Origin of the sequence: Paenibacillus sp. FSL H8-0079 (assembly GCF_037991315.1) — a bacterium.
Classification (GTDB): Bacteria; Bacillota; Bacilli; order Paenibacillales; family Paenibacillaceae; genus Paenibacillus.
On the sequence record NZ_CP150300.1, the window covers coordinates 4,617,906 to 4,639,338 of the forward strand.

14 protein-coding genes are annotated in these 21,433 nt (G+C 49.2%); 3 read left to right on the forward strand and 11 right to left on the reverse strand.

Annotation, left to right across the window (positions count from 1 at the left end):
* Positions 1-169 precede the first annotated feature (169 nt).
* From MHI06_RS20710 to MHI06_RS20735, 6 genes are all read right to left on the reverse strand, one after another.
* On the reverse strand, positions 170-769 hold the full coding sequence (locus MHI06_RS20710; RefSeq protein WP_047843783.1) for a hypothetical protein: 600 nt from the start codon (positions 767-769) through the stop codon (positions 170-172).
* Between the two features lie 13 nt (positions 770-782).
* Entirely contained in the window at positions 783-1,793 is a 1,011-nt protein-coding gene (floA, locus tag MHI06_RS20715) for a flotillin-like protein FloA (RefSeq protein ID WP_169481656.1), read from the reverse strand.
* A gap of 162 nt (positions 1,794-1,955) precedes the next feature.
* Positions 1,956-3,278, reverse strand: a complete 1,323-nt coding sequence (locus MHI06_RS20720; RefSeq protein ID WP_169481672.1) for an NfeD family protein — start codon at positions 3,276-3,278, stop codon at positions 1,956-1,958.
* A gap of 284 nt (positions 3,279-3,562) precedes the next feature.
* Positions 3,563-4,006 (reverse strand): GatB/YqeY domain-containing protein, encoded by a 444-nt coding sequence (locus MHI06_RS20725; RefSeq protein ID WP_062835503.1) that lies wholly within the window; start codon positions 4,004-4,006, stop codon positions 3,563-3,565.
* A 15-nt stretch (positions 4,007-4,021) separates the two neighbouring features.
* The gene (gene rpsU, locus MHI06_RS20730; protein WP_005547957.1) at positions 4,022-4,195 is read right to left on the reverse strand and encodes a 30S ribosomal protein S21; all 174 of its coding nucleotides are present in this window, start codon (positions 4,193-4,195) and stop codon (positions 4,022-4,024) included.
* 189 nt (positions 4,196-4,384) lie between these two features.
* Complete coding sequence (locus MHI06_RS20735; RefSeq protein ID WP_340398943.1) at positions 4,385-4,744, reverse strand: histidine triad nucleotide-binding protein; 360 nt, start codon at positions 4,742-4,744, stop codon at positions 4,385-4,387.
* Positions 4,745-5,071: 327 nt separating this feature from the next.
* Here MHI06_RS20735 and MHI06_RS20740 point away from each other — a divergent pair, with 327 nt between their 5' ends.
* The 3 genes from MHI06_RS20740 to MHI06_RS20750 are packed head-to-tail and all read left to right on the forward strand — an operon-like array spanning position 5,072 to position 7,776.
* On the forward strand, positions 5,072-5,716 hold the full coding sequence (locus tag MHI06_RS20740; RefSeq protein ID WP_169481658.1) for a class I SAM-dependent methyltransferase: 645 nt from the start codon (positions 5,072-5,074) through the stop codon (positions 5,714-5,716).
* 1 nt (position 5,717) lies between these two features.
* Positions 5,718-6,641, forward strand: a complete 924-nt coding sequence (locus MHI06_RS20745; protein WP_169481659.1) for a cysteine synthase family protein — start codon at positions 5,718-5,720, stop codon at positions 6,639-6,641.
* A 1-nt stretch (position 6,642) separates the two neighbouring features.
* Positions 6,643-7,776, forward strand: coding sequence for a bifunctional cystathionine gamma-lyase/homocysteine desulfhydrase (locus MHI06_RS20750; RefSeq protein WP_340398944.1), 1,134 nt, complete (start codon positions 6,643-6,645; stop codon positions 7,774-7,776).
* 280 nt (positions 7,777-8,056) lie between these two features.
* On the opposite strand, the gene MHI06_RS20755 is transcribed toward MHI06_RS20750, so the two are convergent.
* The 5 genes from MHI06_RS20755 to addB all read right to left on the reverse strand — a co-directional run bounded on the left by MHI06_RS20755 (position 8,057) and on the right by addB (position 21,333).
* Complete coding sequence (locus tag MHI06_RS20755; protein ID WP_169481169.1) at positions 8,057-8,401, reverse strand: hypothetical protein; 345 nt, start codon at positions 8,399-8,401, stop codon at positions 8,057-8,059.
* A 358-nt stretch (positions 8,402-8,759) separates the two neighbouring features.
* Entirely contained in the window at positions 8,760-12,179 is a 3,420-nt protein-coding gene (locus tag MHI06_RS20760; RefSeq protein WP_340398945.1) for an SMC family ATPase, read from the reverse strand.
* Positions 12,176-13,360 carry an exonuclease SbcCD subunit D gene (locus tag MHI06_RS20765; RefSeq protein ID WP_340398946.1) on the reverse strand — a complete coding sequence of 395 codons (1,185 nt, stop codon included), beginning with the start codon at positions 13,358-13,360 and terminating at the stop codon, positions 12,176-12,178. The genes MHI06_RS20760 and MHI06_RS20765 overlap by 4 nt, the downstream gene beginning before the upstream one ends.
* Positions 13,361-13,414: 54 nt before the next feature.
* Complete coding sequence (addA, locus tag MHI06_RS20770) at positions 13,415-17,833, reverse strand: helicase-exonuclease AddAB subunit AddA (protein WP_340398947.1); 4,419 nt, start codon at positions 17,831-17,833, stop codon at positions 13,415-13,417.
* Positions 17,830-21,333 (reverse strand): helicase-exonuclease AddAB subunit AddB, encoded by a 3,504-nt coding sequence (gene addB / locus MHI06_RS20775; protein ID WP_340398948.1) that lies wholly within the window; start codon positions 21,331-21,333, stop codon positions 17,830-17,832. Before addB ends, addA begins: the two co-directional genes overlap by 4 nt.
* Between the last annotated feature and the right edge of the window lie 100 nt (positions 21,334-21,433).

Sequence of the window (21,433 nt, forward strand, 5' to 3'; positions counted from 1 at the left end):
CCCCCTTCCTCTACAGTTCAACTTATGCGCAGATTCATGAATTTATGAAAATTCCGGGGCGTGTTAGATACGAATGTTGAGAAAAAAGGTTAGAACACAGAAAAAGCCGTCTCTGGCGGCTTTATGCTCACCAGAGACGGCTCTATTTCCGTCCAATAAATTGACTTGTTTACAGTTTTCCTCTTGTACCAAACGGTTGCTTGGAACGAGGGGAACCCAGTACTTCTGCCCACAGGACACCTGTACGAATATCAGCAGGACGAAGTGGAGACGCTCCCGATTCATCGGTGCTGGTCTCATCCCAACTGGAATCAGACACAACTGGCCGATTCGCAGAAGAGATGCGATTCAAGCGTTCTTCAATCAAGCGCTGCTGTTCTTCCATGCCTCTCATCTGTTCCTCAAGTGAATTTGCCATCGCACTCATCGTGCCCTCACTTCTGTAGTCAGTTGCGGGGCGAGAAGATGCAGCAGGCTCCGAATACGGCTCATCATACTGATTCTCATATTGCACGTCATCATACCGATCGTCATACTGTTCATCATAGCGGGGGTCTGTAGGTCCGGAAGACTGCTGCGGAGATGAGTTATCTCTTGAACGTTCATCCCGGCCTGAATCACCGCTGCCTCCAAATGTAGGCATCCCGTTGGCAGGACGCTTTTTGTTCGGATCAGCCGATTTGGCAGCTTTCCCCAAGAAGGAGAAGAGCGCAAAACCGATGACGGCCACAATATACAGATTATCAAAAATCCATTCAAATAGGCCCATATGCACTCACCGCCTATCTTCCGTTTTTGGAATCACCCTGATCGTTGGAATTCGAACCTTCACCAGGTTTTCCCAATGTGTTACGCATTTGAGTATCTGCTTCAATATTCTTCAGGTTCATGTAATCCATGACACCGATTTTACCACTACGCAGTGCCTCAGCCATTGCCAAAGGTACTTGGGATTCGGATTCAACAACGCGCGCTCTCATTTCCACTACGCGTGCTTTCATCTCTTGCTCTTGGGCTACGGCCATTGCGCGACGTTCTTCCGCTTTCGCTTGTGCGATACGTTTGTCAGCTTCTGCTTGCTCAGTCTGCAAGAAGGCACCAATGTTTTTACCTACATCAACGTCCGCAATATCAATGGACAGGATTTCAAAGGCAGTACCTGCATCCAGACCTTTAGACAATACGGTACGGGAGATCAGATCCGGATTTTCCAGGACGTCTTTGTGAGAATTGGAGGAACCGTTTGTACTTACGATACCTTCGCCGACACGGGCGATGATCGTTTCTTCACCAGCACCACCGACGAGACGGTCAATATTGGCACGAACCGTAACTCGTGCTCTAACTTTAACTTCGATACCATCTTTGGCTACCGCAGAGACAATAGGTGTTTCGATAACACGTGGGTTAACGCTCATTTGTACGGCTTGCAATACGTCACGACCTGCGAGGTCAATGGCAGCAGCACGTTCAAATTCGAGTGGAATGTTCGCACGTTGTGCAGCAATCAGAGCGTTTACAACACGGTCAACGTTACCACCGGCCAGGAAGTGACTCTCCAGTTGGTTCATTGAAAGTTTAAGACCCGCTTTAGTTGCTTTAATCATCGGATTTACGATACGGCTAGGCGTTACACGTCTCAGTCTCATCGCAACCAATGTAATAATACTTACGCGTACGCCGGATGCAATCGCTGAAACCCAGAGCATAACCGGGAAAAAGCTGAAGAATACGCTCAATACGATAATACCTACTACCGCAATGAGCAAAATCGTAATCATAGATGTGTCCATTGTTTAATTTCCTCCATTTGCAATTTGAATTTGATAAAAACATTTGAGAAGACATTCATGAGTCCGCTGCTCAATTAAAGAATGCACCCACCTCGCTGGCAGCTTCAGCTACGTGGTTATGTACATTGCCGAAGCGTTGATCCGCTTCGACAACAGAGCGAGTTACACCGGCAAAGCTTGCTGAACCACAATCCGGGTACCTTCCGCTTTGATCACAATAATCGGTGTATCAATGGGAATGAAGTCTCCGTCAGTCACAACGTCAATTCGTTCCCCTTCAAACATCGCTGTTCCAGAAGGACGAAGTGGTGTCAGACTGATTCCTTGCAGACCAATCAACTCTTTGCGTTCTGTGGCTGATGAATATCCACGGTCCGCTGACATACTGTCACTCAGTATGAACCGATTCCAGATCCCTCGATCCTTAAAGATGATTGAGATGATCGCAATGACTACCAGTGCTGCTCCAAAAGCGATACCCAGAGATACAAATGCATCACTCGTATCATAAGCAGCCCTTACGACACCGGCCACAAGCGCAATCGATCCCAAAATCCCCAGAATACCGAAGCTCGGAATAAACATCTCCAGAATCATCATGATGAGTCCGACAGTAAATAGTACCCATGTCTCGGCTCCGGCAAATCCCGCAATGTAATTACCAGAGAAATATAAGACGAAACACACGATACCCACAATACCAGGAACTCCAAAACCAGGAACAATCAATTCAATGATCACACCCGCGATTCCGAGGAACAATAATACAGTCATGACAACAGGATTGGTAAGAAAAGATGAAATATTCTCTGCTGTCGTCCGTTCTACCTTGAATACATCATCCAGACTGTAACCGAGCCAAGTCGCTGCTTCTTCTGGTGTGTTGCTGATGTGGTCGGCATAACCGACTTTCAGCGCTTCTTCAGCCGAGAGAGCAATAATTTCACCTTTTTGCTTGGTTTTATTGATCTCTGGCATTTCCACGACCATGTTAACATCCGTCATTCCAGCTGCAATCTTACCATCACGGCCACTGATTTCAGCCGCTCCCTGCATTTTGCTCTTCCAGAATGCAACAAGCTTCGGATCATCAACATGTTTGCCCGAACTATCCACCATTGCCGCCGCACCAATCATACTGCCTGGTGACATTACGATCTTATCTGCATTCAGGGCCAGAAAACTTCCAGCTGAAGCAGCATCTCCACGGACAAATGCAACCGTCTCTATCGGACTGTCCTTAATCAGGGTACCCAATGCTTCCGCAGTGTCGACACGGCCTCCCGGCGTATTGATATCAAGAACGATCAGGCCAGCGTTCATCTTTTCCGCTTCCCTGAAACCGCGTTCCATGAACTTGCCAAGCCCCTGCTCGATTGGTTTGTCAACCGGAATAATATATACGGCACCACTCTTCTCAGCTGCATGCGCTGACGGTGATCCAATCCAGACAGGAAGCAACAGCGTCAGCAGCATTAAGAGCATCAATGGCCCCGTAAGCTTCTTCCGGCGCTTTCCCTTCACAATAGTCCCCCCTTTTCCAATAATGTTATACTGTCCAGCTTATGGTATTTATTACGTGCAATGCAACATTTCGTTTCAAAATCTTAAAATTATATTTGAAAACAGGAGCAATTGCAAGAATATAAATCCATAATAATATATATTAACCATTAAAAAGAAACTCTTACTGGTCACGAGCACATCATGTGGTCTTGTACATGGAAAAAACACCCCCTGACAAGTCAGGAGGTGTTTATTGATTTGCTTTATTGCAGAAATTGTTGAACTGCTTGATTTACCAGTTTGCCGTCCGCTTTGCCTTTAACTTTTGGCATAAGGGCCGCCATGACTTTCCCCATCTCGGCTTTCGAAGAAGCACCGGTTTCCTGGATGGTCTGCTGTACAATAACTTTAATTTCTTCTTCGGAAAGCTGTGCGGGAAGGTACTGGATGAGTACTTCAATTTCCGCTTTTGCATTTGCCGCGAGGTCTTCACGGCCCGCTTTGTCAAATTCTTGGAGGGCATCTTTGCGCTGTTTGATTTCACGACTCAGGATATCAAGCACTTCGTTGTCATCCAAATCTCTTTTCAAATCTATTTCAAGATTCTTGATCGTCGAACGAATCAACCGAATGTTGGAGAGTCTGAACTTGTCCTTACTCTTCATCGCTTGCTTCATATCTTCGTTCAATCGTTCGCTAAGATTCATGTAGTTAAAATCCTCCTAAAACTTTCTCTTACGAGCAGCCTCGGACTTTTTCTTGCGCTTTACGCTTGGCTTCTCATAATGCTTACGTTTCTTCACCTCAGCCAATACGCCATCTTTAGCGATGGAGCGTTTAAAACGACGAAGTGCAGCATCAATAGTCTCGTTTTTGCGAACTTTAGTTTCAGACACCAGTTTTCCCTCCCTCCGACCAGACCGTCCAAGAGCAATAACACGGTTCATCATCTTTCATTATAGGCGAAAGGTAATAAAGGTGTCAACCTCAATGTAATGATCACTTATTTATTATGAGCTTTGGTCACATATTCATGAAGTTAATGCATATGCATAATGACCCAATATTAGCACACGTTAGCTCGTTTATTTGTGAGAATCAGACAGACTTGTCAATGCGCCAAGTCTGGTACCACCCAGCAAATGATAATGCAGATGATGTACGGTTTGTTCTCCATCCTTACCACAGTTGTTGATTAAGCGATACCCTGTTTCCTCCACCCCAAGACGCTTGGCCGCTTCTTGAGCAGCCAGATGAATCTCGCCGATCAAAGGTATATCTTCTGCAGTCACTTCATTCATCGAAGCAATATGTTTCTTCGGAATGACGAGCACATGTGTCGGTGCTGCGGGCTGGATGTCATGAAACACGATAACATGGTCATTCTCCAGTACTTTATTGGAGGGAATGCTGCCCTCTACAATTTTGCAAAATAAGCAATCCATAGTTCATACCCTCCTTTGTAAACCAATATATGTATTCCCTCCTATCATACTAGAAGTAAAAACCCACGTCCAATCTCTAGACACACAGCCAGCCAGTCTAAACAATCTTTTCGTTCCTCTTCCTTTCAGAGATCCATATCCATGGCTTTCAGGTGGAGAAATAACTCAAAAAAAGTCACGGAAATCAGTCAATTAAAGAGGTACAGAGGTGATGATTTAAAGCCATAAAATTCCATATTTTTCTTTTAAATCACACTTTTATAGTATATAATCCCCATTGATATAGTTGCTTTTACTTTTGGCAATACCAAGGAGGATATTAAGGTAATGGGCAGAGAGTTTGTGGCTTTATTTGACCAATGGTCAAATGATTATGATCAAACCGTAATGGGACATGACCAACAATATCAGGAAGTATTTGAGCATTATGAAGAAATTCTTCATACAGTAGTCTCAGAGGTGAGCGGAACGATTTTGGAATTTGGCGTTGGAACGGGAAATCTTACAGAAAAGTTGATAGCCGCAGGTCATAAAGTATACGGGGTTGAACCTTCACAAGGGATGATCAATCAAGTGCAAAAGCGGAATCTGAATTTCGAATTGGTTGAAGGAGACTTTCTGGAGTTCCCTCCTCTCGCTGAGCCAATAGACGCCATCGTGAGCACATATGCTTTCCATCATTTAACGGATGCAGAGAAAGAACACGCGATTTCAATATATGCCAAACTGCTCAGCCCCAATGGAAAAATTGTGTTTGCAGATACCGTCTTTCAGGATCAGGAGAGTCGTCGTCAGATTGAGGATGAGGTAACCTCTCAAGGCTATACTGAACTGCTGGCAGATCTACGGACCGAATACTATACAACAATCGATGTATTACAAACCATTTTATCGAAATATGGTTTTATCACGCACTTTTCCCGACTAAACAAATATGTATGGTTAATGAACGCAAAAAAGGAGATTGGTTAATTTGCCCATTTATCAACATGTACAGGAACTTATAGGTAATACGCCACTGCTTGAATTAACTCGTTATCCATTACCGGAAGGAATCCGTCTATTCGCCAAATTGGAATTCATGAATCCTGGGGGAAGTGTGAAGGATCGGATCGGCAAGTTTTTATTGGAGCAAGCATTGGCAAGAGGAGACGTTAAGCCAGGTGGAACGGTGATCGAAGCTACCGCAGGCAATACAGGAATTGGGCTTGCGATGGCGGCTGTTGGCCTGAATTTAAAAGTCATTTTCACAGTGCCTCAGAAGTTCAGCGTCGAGAAGCAGCAATTGATGAAAGCCCTTGGGGCTACGGTTGTGAACACACCGACATCAGAAGGAATGACGGGTGCCATACGCAAGGCGGAATCGCTGGCGAAAGAAATACCCGGCTCGTATGTTCCAGGTCAGTTCTCCAATGCGGATAACCCACTCGCACATTATCAACATCTTGGCCCTGAGATTTGGCGTGATCTGAACGGACAGGTGCATGTATATGTCGCCGGAGCCGGGTCTGGCGGAACTTTCATGGGAGGATCTCGCTATTTGAAGGAGCAGAACCCGTTAATCAAAACATGTATCGTAGAACCCGAAGGTTCGATTCTCGCAGGAGGACCCTCGGGCCCCCATCGCACAGAAGGAATAGGCGTCGAAACGTTATCTTCTTTTATGGATGTGAGTTATTTCGATGCCATTCATACGATCTCAGATGAAGATGCCTTTGAGCGGGTCAAAGATCTAGCCCTGTTGGAAGGTCTACTGGTAGGAAGCTCCTCAGGAGCAGCTATGCAAGCCGCATTAAACGAAGCCGGCCACGCAGCCCCCGGGAGTAACATCGTCGTTATTTTCCCGGATAGCAGCGAACGGTATTTAAGCCAAAACATCTATAATGGAGGACAATAACATGAGACCAAAAACAAAGCTGATTCATGCAGGTATTGTTGGTGATCCACACACTGGAGCAGTGAGTGTACCGATCTATCAAGTAAGTACGTACGAGCAAGAATCGGTTGGCGTACACAAAGGATACGAGTATTCACGTACGGGCAACCCTACCCGTCATGCGTTGGAAGAAGTCATTAAAGAGTTGGAGGATGGTGTTCGCGGTTTTGCTTTTAGTTCGGGAATGGCTGCAATTCACGCTGTACTTTCTTTGTTGAAGACAGGCGACCACGTCATTCTGACGGATGACGTCTACGGCGGGACTTATCGCATTTTCACCAAAGTACTGAATCGTCTGGGGATCGAGTCTACCTTTGTAGATACCACCTCACTACAAGCACTGGAGCAAGCTTTGCAACCTAATACGAAGGCCATTTATGTAGAAACACCAACCAATCCTTTACTCAAGGTCACCGATATTACTGCTGTAGCGAAATGGTCGAAACAACATGAGTTGCTGTTCATCGTGGATAACACGTTTAGTACACCTTATTGGCAAACTCCGCTAGCTCTTGGGGCAGATATTGTACTGCATTCTGCAACGAAATATATCGGTGGTCATAGTGATGTCGTGGCAGGGCTTGCGGTTGTCAACAGCGAGAAACTTGGAGAAGACCTGCATTTTATGCAAAATGCCATTGGGGCAGTCCTGGGACCCATGGATTCCTGGTTGTTAATGCGCGGTCTAAAAACATTGGGATTGCGGATGGAAGCGCAAGAACGCAATACAGAGCAGATTGTGGCATTTTTAAATCAGCATCAGACTGTGAGCAAAGTCTATTATCCCGGGTTGCCCGACCATCCACAGCATAAGCTCGCGTCCACGCAAGCGAGCGGATATGGCGGTATGGTTTCCTTTGATGTAGGCAGTGCTGAAAAAGTAGATGAGGTATTAAGCAAAGTCCGTTATTTCACATTGGCTGAAAGTCTAGGTGCGGTGGAGAGTTTAATTTCTGTACCTGCCCGAATGACACATGCTTCCATTCCTTATGAACGGCGGCAAGAATTGGGGATCACGGATGGTTTGATTCGTATCTCCGTCGGGATCGAGGATGTTGAGGATTTACTTGAGGATTTGAAATCTGCATTAAGTTAAGGGCATTTTGATTTGAATAAAGTCTATGCTGGCCATCAATCGATTCTTACACTAATTAGGTTCAAAAAAAGGTCATGCCTTACAGAAGTTCGCTTCTGCACAGGCATGACCTTTTTGGATGTTCAGTATGTTGCCAGTTGTATTGCAATGACTATGCGATACATCAGGCTGAGACTCTATATGTGATAAGACCGCTCTATTTCAACTCTACGGTGTCCATGAATGAAACAACATATCCATCATCAACTTGTTCACTGTAGTTATACCTGATTTTCTAATTTCAATAGTACGGTAAAAGGGTTAACGCCGTAAGCGCAAATAACGGGAGCACCAGTCGGTTAAACCGTCTACGGCCATAACCATAATACGGATAAGGAGTAGGGTACCCGTATCCTGGATAAAATCCGCGGGTATGACCTATTGGATAGTTCGCTCCCGGCATTGCATTTGGAGCCCAGTTTGCATGATTCACCATGGCTTCTGGTCCAACGGGAACGGCCAAATAAATCATTTCATCATCCACGTTTTCCATAATGCCATCATAGTGCATGCCATCATTCATCTGCACACATACATAACGGTGCATGTGTTCCTTGCATACTTTCTTCGCTTCCACCTTTTCCACTTGCCAACGCCTCCTCGATTCTGCTCTTGATCACCTTTTCATGGTATTCAGAACTGGGCGAATTGACACTACGGGGAAAAAGTCAAAAAAAGAAGCACCCCGTGAGCGGCTTCCTTGGAAGGCTGCTGCGCGGACATCTATTCAGGAAACGTCCTGATCAGATGTCCGCCGGGGTACTTAAATAAAGTTTGTCGGCTTAACTGTAGTATAACAGCGGGATGAACCTGTATCTGTGATGTAACTCACTCCGCTATGTTATAAAAGCAAGAAAAGAAATATTTTTACAATAATCATATTACGTGATAGTGCGTTTCAAAGAGGGCGGTTTCTATGATTTATATTGCTTACACCTTTCCCTCTATAGGGTCTCCAAGACCACACGTGAGCCGTTTCCGGCCTCACCTGCCGGAATCACCACAAGTTTGCGCGGCAAGCGTGCGCGCAGTTCAGGCACGTGACTGATTACACCGACAGCCAATCGGTCGTCATGCAGTTTTTCCAGCGACGTAATGACGGTATCCAACAACTCCGGGTCAAGTGTACCGAATCCTTCATCCAGGAAGAAGAATTGAAGCGGGTACTGACCTCGTAGCTGAATCTGGGCCGACAGCGCCAACGCCAGTGACAATGAAGTCAAAAACGTCTCGCCACCGGACAACGTTGATACCGGTCGTTTGACTCCCCCGTTAGCATCATCACAGATCACAAAACCACCACCGGAGTCCACCTCCAGTGAATAACGCTGTTTGGTCAGGAAGCGCAGACGCTGAGATGCCGCGTGACTAACCTGCATCAGTTGTTCTTCGGCAATATACTCGACAAAAGCATTGCCTCTGAACGCGGATTGAAGTTTGCTGAGCAGTTCACCTTGACGGCTTACCTCCACCCGCTTGTTCTCCAGTTCGGTCCAGCGAACATGTCGCTGCTCCACATCTTCCAGATCACGTTCTGCGCGTGCTTTGGCACGAAGGGCAGCTTCATCCTCAATCCGGACCTGCCGCAAACGTTCAGTGCAGGCTAACCACTGTTCCTCCGATACGATAGCTCCATCCAGCTTTTGTTCCAGTTCACGCAATTGGGATGCCAGTTCACGCTCACGTTCACGGTGCTGCTGGATCTGCTCTGCCAGTCGTTCTGCTTCCTGGGAAGGAATCGCCGCAGACACAACGGCATCATCTGAGTCGAACGGGGATTGTTCTAGCAATTGCTTCCACCGTTCCTGTGCCTGTTGCAGATGTTCTGTGGCCGAGACGGCTGCCTGCTGAGCCATAACGTCTTTCTTGGCTGATTCCTGCTTCAGCGTGTCCGCTTCTTTGAATCGTTGTGCCAAGTCCGCAGCTGCTTTTCGCAGTCCATTCAGACGAGCCTGAGCCGCAGTAATCAGATCTTCTACCCGCTGCTCCCCGACCCACTGGCGCAAGCGTTCTTCCTTCTCGGCCAGCTGTTTGCTATTGCCCTGCCACTCCGTTTGCCACTGGATCAGTTGTTTGTCCAATTCAACCAGCTTCTGCTGGAGAGATTGAATGATCTGGTCTTTTTCCTCAAGGAACGTTACGCTTTTGTTCAGACGTTCCTTGATGTCTTCGGCGCGCGCATCGCGCTCCTGCATCGCCTGATAGAGGGCCTTGGCCTCCTCCTGAGCGATGCCCGGCAGTTCTGTGGCCCAGCGGCCCTGCAAAGCAGCCGCTGCGGCCTCGCTCTCGGCCAGCTTGCGCTCCGCCTGGGCGAGCCCGGCACGGCCGGCCTCCTGCGCAGCTGCCGCTTCCATGCGGCGCTGCTGTGCGCCCACAGCAGCCTGCTGCAACGCGGCGGCTTCGGTCTGGAGCGGCGCTGCTGCGGCAGCCAGCGCCTGCGCGGCTTCGCGCAGCGCAGCGGCACGCGATGCCCAGCCTGCCGGGGAGCGCCCGTGTTCGGGCGACCCGGCGGGCTCGGGCTCCGCTGCCGCAGGCGCGGCCTCGGCTGCGGCCGGAGCTTCGCCGGCCGCAGCGCCAAGCTGCGTCAGCAGGCTGCGACGTTCGTGCAGCTGCTGGCGCAGCCCAAAGCGCAGCTCCTGCAGCTCCGCGTGCAGGCTGCGCAGCAGTTCCAGGTCCGCATCGCCTGCCTGCGGACCTTCTCCCAGCGGCGCAGCCGGGAGCGGGTGATGCGGCGAGCCGCACACCGGGCATGGCTCGCCGTCACGCAGCTCGGCGCGCAAGGCGGAGGAAAGCCGGTGCAGCTCCTGCTCCCGCATCGTGCCACGCAGCTGTTCCTCCGCAAGAGCAAGCAGGCTCTGTTCGCGGCTAATATCATGCTCACAGGCAAGCAAGGCCTCAAGACCTGCTGACGCCTTTTCTACCAGATGCTGACGCTGATCACTCAGGTGTGTTTCTTCCTCAGCCGCCGCCTTCAGCTTGTCGGCTCCCTGTTCTGCCGACTGCTTATAGGCTTGCATGTCAGCCTTGTTTTGCTGCAGCTGCTCCGCGGCAGTATCCACACGATGCTTCAGTTCAAGCGCAGCCTGAATCTGCCTGCGTTCTTCTGACTTCACTTCATTCGGCTTGAGGCTCTCCTGTAGTTCTTCACGCCGTTTGCGCCCGCGCTGCTGCAACTCCTTTTCTTTCTCAAGCTGCTGTGCCAGCGCAGTCTGTTCGCCCTGTCCCTGTTCCAGAAGCTGCGCGAGGCGCGAGCAATCGGCTTGAAGTCCGTCCCGTTCCCGTTGCAGCTCTTTCGCTTGTTCGAGTTGCTCCAGGCGCAGCAGCAGTTTCGGTTCTTCCTCGGCCATTTGCGCACGTGCCGTCTCGGCTTTCTCCGCTTCCTGAACGGACAGACGCTCATGTTCCAATGCTTGCTGATGAGCTGACTCCGCGGTATCCTGCCGCTGCTTCTGCGTAGCCTTGGCGTCTCGAACCGTCTGCAACGCAGGCAGTATTGCATCTGCCGCAACGGATTGTTTCAGCCGTTGTTCCCCTGCCTCTATCTGTGGTTCCAGTGCTTTCAGCTTCTGCTGCTCATCTGTCCGTGCCTGCCGTTCATTACTTAACTCACGGATTTTACCCAGCTGATCAGCTTCCTTCACAGCTTCATCCAGCGCTTTGCGGGACAATTCAGACTGCTGAACAGCGGTTTGAAGAAGACGTTTCGTTTCTTCCAGCGTCTCCTTGCTAGCATTGCCCAGTCCCTGTTGCTCCGCAGCAAGAGATTGGTGAACCATATCATTATCCTTGACCCGCCGACTTAATTTGATGGCCAACTGGTCCCCATACTTCTCCAGATGGAACAATCGTTGCAGCATCTGGCGACGTTCACTGCCTTTGAGTGACAAAAACTCGGCAAACTTCCCTTGCGGAAGTACCACTGCCCGTGTAAAATCATCCATTTTCAAACCGATCACATCTTCAACGCAGCGATTCACATCTGCCAATTTATCGGCAAGTACCTGTTCTTCGCCATTGACCGTCTCTATGAATTTGCTGATCGTGTTACTCACCGACACTTCATTATTTCGTTTGAAACGTCGCTCTACGCGAAACCTTCGAGTGCCCTCGGCTGACATCAGTTCGAATGTAAAAGCAACCGACAACGAATCTTCTGCGTGATTCATAATGCCTTGCGTGCCGTTCACCGCACGTTCCACTTTTCCATACATGGCGAGTGTGATGGCATCGAGCAAAGAAGATTTACCACTGCCCGTTGGACCGAAAATACCGAATAGACCCGTTTCCGTCAAGACGGTAAAATCAATTTCCTGCATCTCCCGATAGCTTTGTAGTCCGGCAACTTTTAATAGAATGGGCTTCATCTTTCCTCAACCTCCTCACGCACACCCGGCTCGTCTTCATCTACAAGTTCCAGGAAAAGCTTCACCAGGCTGTCTTCCGGTTGTGCACCACCCGTCTGACGCTGATAGAATTTGCGGAACAGTTCGTGGACAGGCAGCTCGGATCGTTGCTCCAAAAGTCCTGCTGCAGCCATCTCGGGGTACACGGGGCGAATATGAATAATACCCTCATGTGATTTTCGCAGCTGCTGAATCTCCTTCAGGGACATCGCCTCATCCAGCCACACTTCCATGTCGATAAAAGCCTGCGGATCACGTCCCTCATCCAGCCAGCGATATACTTCTGCCAGACCACCACGTGCCTGCCAACGTACAAGCGGACGCCCGGACGTTAACAAAACTTCCTCTACCTGTGCAGCTCCGCCCGGTGCCAGATCAACCATCGTGACAGACTTGCTCTGCCCCGCTTCCGAGAAGCTGTAGGCCAGCGGAGAACCGCTATATCGAATCACACCGTCTCCTTTGACAGCCTGTGCACGATGAAGATGCCCAAGCGCCGTGTATTGCGCACCAGTCGATAATGACGAAGGGTCTACCGTGTAGGCCCCACCGATCTGAATCGGACGTTCCGAATCACTCTCAAGTCCACCGAGCACATAGATATGGCTCATGGCCAAGTTCACGGTATCCGGGCGAAAAGAAGCTGCCAGACGCTGCATTAACATGCCCACCCGGTGACTGTATGCCTGACGAAGCACATTTTCGTCCCCATCTGTTGTCAGCAATTCATTCAATCTGGCTTCAGAAGGATAAGGTAATGCAGCAATCTGTGCAGTCTCTCCGGTTCTCTTTGCATGGATGGTTACCGCTTCTGAAGTAGGCATCCCTACGAGTGTAATGCCCTGTCTGTTCACAAGTGGAGTTACAGAAGCCACCCGCTCTGGCTGATCATGATTCCCTGCAATCACCACGAGAGGTCTTCCATGCTCCGTCAGACGTGCTGCCGCTTCATAAAAAAGTTGTTCCGCCGCTGCGGGAGGATTCACGGAATCATACACATCTCCGGCCATCAATATGGCATCCGCCTGCTGCTCATCAGCGACCCTGACGAGTTCATCAACGAAATCTTCCTGTTCACGCAGTCGGCTTCGTCCTTCCAGCGTTTTTCCCAAATGCCAGTCCCCTGTATGCAAAATACGCATCGTCCGTTCCACCCCTCTCCCATGTGATATCCATGGTATTGAATTCCGATATTTTTACAATTTCACTGCATGTCCACCATCAAAAAAGTACAGCCACTTCCGGTCAACTTTCCGTCCCAATATATCTTCAATGGCCCGTCCATACAGCTCCAGCTGGAAGCCATAATTGTCTGTAAGTGTACGCAGTCCACCGCGATGCTCCAAAACCCGATCTGTCTTGTAATCGAGCAACACAAGCTCACCGTCCACCTCATACAGACAGTCAATAATTCCCCGGACCAACACCGTTTCATTTTCAATGGTGGCCTGCATTTTATTTTCTTCATCCACAGTCTGAATTTCTGAGTTCGTAGACTGCGCATGTAGCCATTCCACAGGGGACTGATGTGCCGGAAGTCCATACACAAACGGAATCTCCCGTTTTACCCACGCTGCACGCAACAGCTCTTTCCCTGGTTCTGTATCGAAAAATCCGACCAGTTCTTCAAGTTCGATAGCCTCCACGTGGTGTGGCAGCAAAATCTGAAGCTCCACCAATCGCTGAATGGTCTGCTCAATAAGCTGTGAATCAATGACTGATCCATCTACAGGAAGATGTTGCATCAACGTATGATACACGGTCCCCCGCTCTGTCCCTGTCAATTGCTTTTCTCCCATAAATTTGGGACGACGCAGATGCAATTTGAACGATGTACCCGCAGATCCCGCATCCGAAACGTTCATCGTACCGTTTGAATCTGACCCTAACCCAGCCTCATGCTTGATAGATTCACTGGATGCATCACGATGAGAATGGCTTGTTTCATCCTTGATGTTATTGATTCCTGGGGTGTTCTGATCCAATAATGTCTCGGACTGCTCGCCCAGTTTCTCCATCACCTCTACGGACTGGATGTCCTGCATCGCAAGTAACGTTTTCAACTCAGTAACAGATGTGCTGGCTGCCACTTGAGTTGCTGCTTCATAGGGGTATGTCCATGAAAGCCGTTGATCAACCTCGTGGATCAGCCGAGCCTCTTCTTCTTGATTAACGAATTTATTTCCATCTTCATCTCCAAAGTTTTGGTTAACTGCATCTTGTGCACTCTTCGTCAGCTCTTCTACAGTTGAAGATGTAACCAACTTCACGGGTTGGACGGCTTTTAGTGCAGCAATTCGTTCTTTCCGTACCTCATTTATCCCGTCTTCTTCTCCGAGTGTCTGATCCACCACATGGTCACGGGATACCTGATCGGCGGAAATAATAGAGATCGCCCATCGTGATTGATCATCTGCAAGACAAGCTGAGAACGAATCATTGCTTCCAGCAAGTTCACGCAGCACAGCCGCATCTGGATGTCTCATCAGGGATGGTCCAATCCAGTCCAGGTAACTCCGTCCGGCAGCCAGCAGATAGTCTGGCAATGCCAGTTCAGGGCTATCTTTGACCTGAGACCACGCCAGTGCTTTTTTCGATGCATCTTTTACGGTACCTAGCAGAATCATTTTCTCTTTGGGACGAGTCAACGCAACATACAGCACACGCATCTCTTCAGCAAGCAGTTCAAATTGCGCCCGACGACGAATCGCCAGATTGGCTAATGTAGGATAGGCAACCCGGTTCTCACGATCCACAAACCTCGGGCCAAATCCCAGTTCCTTATGCATTAGAAACGGTGCGTTCAGATCCTGCTGATTGAACATCTTAGATATGCCACCGACAAAGACAATTGGAAACTCCAAACCTTTACTCCGGTGAATCGTCATAATCCGTACGGCGTTGTCTTGCTCACCAGAACTACCTGCTACAGTTCCAAGATCTCCCCCATTTTCCCGCAGTCTGGAGACATAAGTCAGGAAACGGAACAAGCCACGATTCGCAGTTGATTCCTCATATTGTCGTGCGCGATCGTACAATGCCTTAAGATTGCTTTGACGTTGTAGTCCTCCTTGAAGACCACCAACCCAGTCCAAATACCCGGTTTCCCGATACATACGCCAGATCAGTTCACTTAGACTGCCTTGTCTTGCCTCAAGCCTCCACTGCTGCAATTGAAGCATAAAGCGAATTAACTTTTGCTGCAGCTCCGAGCCTGAAATCTCCGTTATTCCCATATCCTCGCTTGCCTGTCCAGTAACACCAGCATCTTGAATTCCATCTCTATGCACATCAAATTCGTATACATCGTCCAAAATCTCTGCCTCAACAGAAGCTGCTGTCTCCCGCTGTCCCTGTTCCATCTCTGACCAGGCTTCCGGCCACTGCAACTGGACCATATTGGAATCAGGATCGTTATCCTGCCGAGATTGTTGTACAGCATTAGTGGAGGAATCGCTCCAATCTCCCGCAGCCGATATAACCGCATCATAGAATGATTGTCTTTTGTCACCAAGCCGAATCTGTGCCAGTTCCTCTTCATCCAGTCCGACAATCGGGGAACGAAGCACGGAAGCGAGAGGAATATCCTGTCTTGGATTATCAACAAGCTGAAGCAGAGACATCATGATTTCCACTTCTGTAGCCTGAAAATAGCCCTTGCTCTGTTCTCCTCCAGCAGGAATTCCCTGCTGTCTGAACTCCTCAATCATGAGCGGAGCCCACATCAAGGTCGAACGCAGCAAGATGACCATGTCACCATAACGTGCCGGGCGCATCGTTTGCAGGGATTTGTCATATACATGGAGGGCAGGTTTGTCCGTATCCCCAACCATCTCACGAATACGCCTCGCGATCGCCCGCGCTTCCAACTGGGCCGTTTCAAGTTCGGCACTCTCCAGTTCTGCGGAGACCGATGAATCCCCGTTCTCATCCGTACTCTCTGTCAGATCAGGACCACCGCCCTGACGATCAATCAGCATGAGTTCAGGTGTATACGCCTCATCGCCAAGCGTCTCAGACGGGAACGTAGCCCCATATGCCAATTGAGCTCGTTCATCGTAAGCAATCTCTGCCACACCTTCGTTCATCAGTTGGCGGAATATCATATTGACTGAATGCACGACTTCCGCACGACTGCGGAAATTCCGTGCAAGATCAATACGTTGACCCGTTCGATTCATGCGATCTTCATCGTTTCCGTCCTCACGCGTGCTCGCCCCATACTGGCGATACTTGTTCATAAACAGACCCGGCTCGGCTAACCGGAAACGGTAGATACTCTGTTTGACATCACCTACCATGAAACGGTTACCCGGGTTTTCTCTGGAGATCAGTTTCACGATATCTTCCTGAACCGTATTGGTATCCTGATATTCATCAAGCAACACTTCATCGAATCGCGAACGGTACTCCATAGCCGCATCGGAAGGCATCGACAGTTCAGGCGTTGAATCCTCATGTCGCAAAATGTGAAGACAGTAATGCTCCAGATCACTGAAGTCAACTTGCCCACGTTCCTGTTTGGCCTGTCGATAACGTTCTCCAAATGTACTAACCAACCTCGACAACTCCTGCATGAGTGGTGCCGCTTGCTCCAACTCCTGCCAGAACGCAAACGCACCTCTTCCGAACAATGAACCTTTCAGGTCGGTAACTGCCTTTTTCGCAGCCTCACGGAGTTCCTTCACCTGATCTTGTAAAGCAGGGTCTGTCTGATCTTTTTTGCAGGGTTTCAATTTGCCAAATGTAGCGGGTTGAAACACTTCAGGCAACCTCTCCCACGGCATAACCTGGGCCGCAGACAACAGTTCTTCTACCATCACCAGATCTTCTTTTAACGTATCTGCATAAGGTGCCGGACCTTCGGGCTGCATGGAAATATGAATGCCTTGACGGAGCAGTCCTGCTGCACCGCTTAAAGCAAGAGCCGCGTCACGCAAAATACTCTGAACCCATGCTGAATGTCCAAGTGCCTCCACACTTTCCACCTGAAAAGCAGATGCCATCTCTGAGAGCCAATGATCCGGCCAGGAATGACTGCGGGAGAAATCATACAATCGTTGCACCAGTCGATGCATCGCATCATCATTTCGTTCTCCACTGAACCAGTCCACCAATTCACGGAATGTACTCCCTTCATCTTCTTCGCCATACTTTTCCTCAAATAGTTCTTCAAGTAGTTCCTGGCGCATGATTTCCGCTTCATTTTCATTCAGGATACGGAAAGCCGGGTTCAACGGAATTTGCTGATAATAACGGCGTATGACTTCCATACAGAATGAATGCAGCGTTGTAATAGATGCCCGTCCAAGCAGCGACAGCTGCTTACGCAGATGCTCTTCTCCAGGCTGTTCTTCCAGCGCTCGTTCCAACGCTTCCCGAATCCGTTGTTTCATCTCGGCGGCGGCGGCTTTGGTAAACGTAGCTACAAGCAAGCGATCCACACTGAATCCTTGGGAGGGATCGGCGATCTTGCGAATAATTCGTTCAACCAGTACGGCTGTCTTGCCTGATCCCGCCGCAGCCGCAACCAGGATATCTTCTCCGCTTTCGGAGATCGCACTCCACTGGTCATCACTCCAGAAGCTGCCTTCCGGTTTTGGCATATTCGTCATGATGTTTCCCCTCCCTTGGTGTGAGATAACATATCCCAGATTTGCTGTTTGCCCGGTTTGGACAACAGGTTGTATTCATTTCCTTCTATATTCTCATCAAACTGACAAACAGGTTTATACGGACAGAACGTACACGCCACTTCCTGCTGAATACGATAAGGCTCAATGGCCACATCCCCATCTGTAATCCGGGTACCAATCTCGCGGATATTACTGCGAACCGAAGCAAGCAGCGTATCCCATTGCTCTGGCGTAGCTACAGCGGCACTGCTATAAAAGCTTCCGTCCGCCTTAAGAGCAACTGGAATAATAGCTGAATACCCCTTATCCAGGGTGTTGTCCATTTGTGCGATTGCATCCCGGTCCGCCAGCAGCAAACCTTTCATTTTGAACCGTTTCAGCAGTTCTTGTCCTGCCTGCTCTGATGTCATGCCGTTTGCGGATTGCAACAGCGGGTTATGCACATGGAAATACAGCGTTCCTCCCGGCATCGCCGTTTCCCCAAGCCATTCCTCTGCAGCACTAAGCAGCACCTCCAAATAGGTGAGCATCTGCAATGACAGACCATAGTACACTTCATGTAACTTGAGGTCCGTCTGGCTTGATTTATAGTCAATGACACGCAAGAGCAGACCATTCTCTCCTTCTGCCACATCCACACGGTCAATCCGACCCACGATCTCCATCACACAACCGTTCTCCAGTTCAAAACGTAGTGGCGGCAGTGTTTTATCCGGTCCGAAATCAAGCTCCAATCCAATCGGTTCAAAACTTCCACGTCTGGACTGTTCACCAAGAATAACGGATGCCCGGCTAACAATGTCCTTCAATTTGCGGAAAATATAACCGTATCGCTTGGTGCTTAGCAAAATCTCCCCTTGCAGCTGTGGTGCAATCTGCTCCACGGTTTGCTCGGCTTCCTTACGGCATTGGTCTGGAGTCAAGCTGCCCCAACTACGATTTTCTTCACGCAACCGCATAGCCAGTTGGCTAAGTGCAGCATGAAACAGTTGTCCGATATCAGGAGCCTGAAGACGGTACAATTGCCGTTCTTTGAGACGCAACCCGTGCGAAGCAAAATGGGAGAACGGACAAGCTACGAAACGCTCCATTCGCGAAACACTCGTCCTCACCTCTGTGCCATACAATCTGCGACTGGTAGCTGTGCGTAGTGGTAATGCCCGATTACGATAAAAAATCGATCTCATCAACCGCTCCAGCTGAGGTCTGCTTGTCTCCCGAGTTACATGCCAATTGTAGACCGCCCACCACATTTCAGGAATGTCTTCTCCACGGCGCCATTTGCGCAATTGTCCAATGAGCGCAGACAGACTTTGACCCGGATGGGTGACATAGGACCAATGAGCTTCTTCCGAGTTCGCAACCGGTGGTTGAGCCAGCAATGGCTGTTCTTGTAGACCAAACATTTTCCGTACATGACGGACAATCTCGGAAGGAAGCAGTGCTTTCCCCTCATCATCAGCAACTGGATAACTCAGCCACAACTGGCTGCTTGCCGCTGTAAGTGCCGTATAGATTAGAAAACGTTCATCCAGCATCTGCCTTGTTGCACCTGGTCCAAGCGCCACGCCTCTTTCTGTCAGCAACGATCTTTCCAGTTCCGTTAATACGCCATCATCCTGAGGTACAGCAGGTAATTCACCATCAACGGCGCCAAGGACAAATACGTATTTGATGTCCTGAAGACGTGTACGGTCCATGGAACCGACCAATACCTGATCAAGTGCTGGTGGTACCAGACCCAGCTTCAGTTCCGTCAATCCGGTCTCAATCATCCCGGCAAACAGCGTGATATCCAGCCGTTCATTCCCCATCATATCGACCATCTGATCCAATAGATCCAACACAGCTCCCCACATCTGCCGATGTTCTCTCGACCGTTCGGGGTCACCTTGCGCCTTAGCTTCAGTAGACATGTTCTCCAGCTTCCATGGGATCTCAGCATCTTCCAGCAGTCTGTATAGTGCCTCGCACTGGGCTTTGGCTGTCTTTGCCTTCTTCATTCGTTTCTCAAAAACACCCAAGGAATCTGTAATGACCGTTCGGCAGCTCTCCATTAAAGAAAGCATCTGGTCCCGTCCTCGACTACGTCCATCCTGACCGTTGTCTTCCAGCGATAAGCTAGGAACATACTTCCACGGTTTGCCGTCAGTCCAGCGATATCCATGAATACCACAGGCCAGTGCATAATTCTCAAGCTGGTCCATATCTTCACGGGTGATGGAACCATCACGCGGAAGCAGCAGGTCCGTTTTGACACAGCGAAATACATCCTCGTAACGCCAGTGGCGCCGAACAATATCCAGTGCGGAACGGATAAACTCAGATAATGGATGATGAAGTTCATTTCTTCTGCGGTCCAGAAAGACGGGTACGCCATAATCCCTGAATAACGGTTCAGCTATATCAGCGTAGGTATCCAACTGACGGACAAGTACCGCCATATCCCGATAACGCGCACCTTCGTTTTGCGCCAGACGCCGCATCTCACGCAGTGCTCCCTCCATCTCAGCTCGTCGGTTCTCCGCTGCAACCAGTCGGATTCCGGAATCAAGGCCTTCACTTTTCCAACGAATTCGGCGGTCGAAGCCAGCTTCCAGATGAGCAAGTCCCGGACGATCCCTGTATCTCGGTGGAATCTCTGAATCTAGCAAGGTTATATCGCTCGGTACACCCAACTCTTCAGCCATTCCTTTTAGGCGCGCATATGCACTCGCCGTGGGATAGAACAGTTCCAGTTCTCCAGGCAGTGCGCCGTGATCATATGGACGATCCAATGTCAGTGCAATCGTCACGGAAGAGGATTGCAACATGAGCCGACCAATCACACTCATCTCCTGTGGTGTGAATCCCTGAAAACCATCAATCCATATCTGGGCATCCTGTAGCAATGCACTTTCCGACAAACGCTCTGTTAGTTCGGTCAACGTGTCTTCATCATCAATATATAATTCGGTCAGTTCCTGTTCATAGTCACGATATATTAGATTCAAGTCATGCAACTTGTCCTCCAGAATTGGCGAAGAGGATGAGGTATTCCATCCAGACAGCCCTTCTTCCAGCGATGATGGATCAACTTCATAACGTTTAAATTCACTATATAAGTCATTTAATTCCCCTATAAAACCCAGCTGGCTGCCGGATGCACCAAACAGCTTTAATTCTTCCTTACGACGCTGGATTACTTTGTAAAGCAACATCTTTTTGCCTTCGGCTCCGATCGGAATACGAGCTGAACCGCCGGCTTCCTGCATTACGCGGTAGGCTAACCGGCGAAAGCCGAGCACTTCTGCGCGCATCGTACCTTTAATTGCTCCAGAAGACACCAATGCCTGCTCTGTTCGAAAAGAACTCTGTTCCGGAACGAGTAAAATCAAAGGTTTACCTTGCGGTTCCTTTTGAAGCAGGGATGTAATTTCCCGGGTAATCAGCAAGCTTTTGCCGCTGCCTGCCCGGCCAATAACAAAACGAACGGACATGTCTAATCCTCCAAACCACACGTACAAGATTTTAATTCCCAGTATAACATATCTGACTTGGTTCGGAACATACGTTTGCCACTATCCGGTAAAACCGGAG